We start from the raw sequence: 1,542 nt of genomic DNA, 5'->3' as shown, positions 1-1,542 counted from the left end.
AAAACTCTCATGAGCGTTTGCACCCAACCCAGGCATGAAAATAAGTCTCTCCTGGCCATAATGATAATGACACAAACAGTTTATTATAGGACGTGGATCTTTATGGTGGTTTGACCCTGCACAGAAAACTGTTTGAGTGGATTTGGTGATCAACCCTTTGTTAGCTTCTTCTTTTTGGAAGGATGACTACGTATAGAAAAATGCTTATATTCAAATCCACTCACTGTTTGTGATCATACTAGACTGGAGGATTTTTTATGGAAGTGTTTATCGAACGATGCGCTGGTTTAGATGTTCATTCAGAAACAATCGTGGCATGTGTAATTACCGGCAATGGAGAAAACGACTTGTTTAAAGAAACAGAAACTTTCCCTACTCTCACAAAAGATCTTTTTCGTTTATTAAAGTGGCTGGAACATCATGGAGTAACTCATATTGCGATGGAAAGTACGGGCGTTTATTGGAAACCTGTATACAATATATTAGAGGGTTTCTTCGATATTACGTTGGCTAATGCACAACGAATTAAAAATGTGCCTGGTCGAAAAACGGATGTTTCTGATGCAGAGTGGATTGCTAAATTATTACGACATGGTCTTATTGAAAAAAGTTTTGTTCCACCTGTTGATATTCGAGAGCTACGTGATTTAACACGACTTCGTAAGAAGTGGGTCGGTCATTTAACATCTGAAAAGAATCGAATTCAAAAAGTATTGGAATGTTCAAACGTGAAACTGGGTACCGTCATTTCTGATATTTTTGGTGTTTCTGGGCGGAAACTTTTAGCAAAGTTGATTGAACAGGGATATGTAGATGACTCTGATGTTGAAAGTAGCATCCACGGAAGAATGGCAGGAAAGAAACAAAAAATTACGGATTCCCTTTTTGGGACTCTAAATGAACATCAAATTTTTCTTATTCGGCAATCTTGGCAACATATCATATATTTGGAATCGCTGATTTCAGAAATTGAGGAACGGGTTGATATCTTGTTAAAAAACTATAAGGAAGAAATGGAGTTACTTCTTACCATTCCAGGTATCAAGAAAGATTCTGCTGCCATTATTATTGCAGAAATAGGGGTAGACATGGGACAATTTCCTACTTCACAGCATTTAGCTTCGTGGGCTGGAGTTGCACCAGGTAATCATGAAAGTGCTGGAAAACGAAAAAGTACACGGACTACTAAAGGAAATCCTCATATCAAGTCAGCGTTGTGTGAAGCCTCATGGGCTATATCCAGATGCCGAAACCGCTGGTTAGCAAAAAAATATTGGTCAATCGCAGCAAGAAGAGGAAAGAAAAAAGCACTCGTTGCCATATCGCACCGAATGCTTCGAATCATCTACTCCATGCTTCTGAACAAGGAGCCTTTTAAAGAATATCAAATTAAATAGTATAACCAAAACCAAATAGATCTATACAAAGTTACCTCCATAGAGGTACCTCTGCTTTCTTATGCCTTTTTTAGGTTGTTTTTAGGATTTCCCATTCTAATAAGGATTATACTGTAATCCCGTTAATTTTTATTTTCATAGAAAA

1 protein-coding gene is annotated in these 1,542 nt (G+C 37.5%); it reads left to right on the top strand.

The window, feature by feature from the left end; genetic code table 11:
- Positions 1–257: 257 nt before the first annotated feature.
- A complete protein-coding gene (locus tag HR057_RS16715; protein WP_173732625.1) occupies positions 258–1,397 on the top strand; it encodes an IS110 family RNA-guided transposase in 1,140 nt (379 codons plus the stop codon).
- Positions 1,398–1,542: the final 145 nt, after the last annotated feature.

This window comes from Calidifontibacillus erzurumensis, from assembly GCF_013303125.1.
GTDB lineage: Bacteria > Bacillota > Bacilli > Bacillales > Bacillaceae_J > Calidifontibacillus > Calidifontibacillus erzurumensis.
This window is presented reverse-complemented; position numbering and strand designations above follow the sequence as displayed.

Coding starts and splice junctions, on each gene's coding strand:
- HR057_RS16715 (WP_173732625.1), top strand. CDS start 258: ATGGAAGTGTTTATCGAACGATGCGCTGGTTTAGATGTTCATTCAGAA.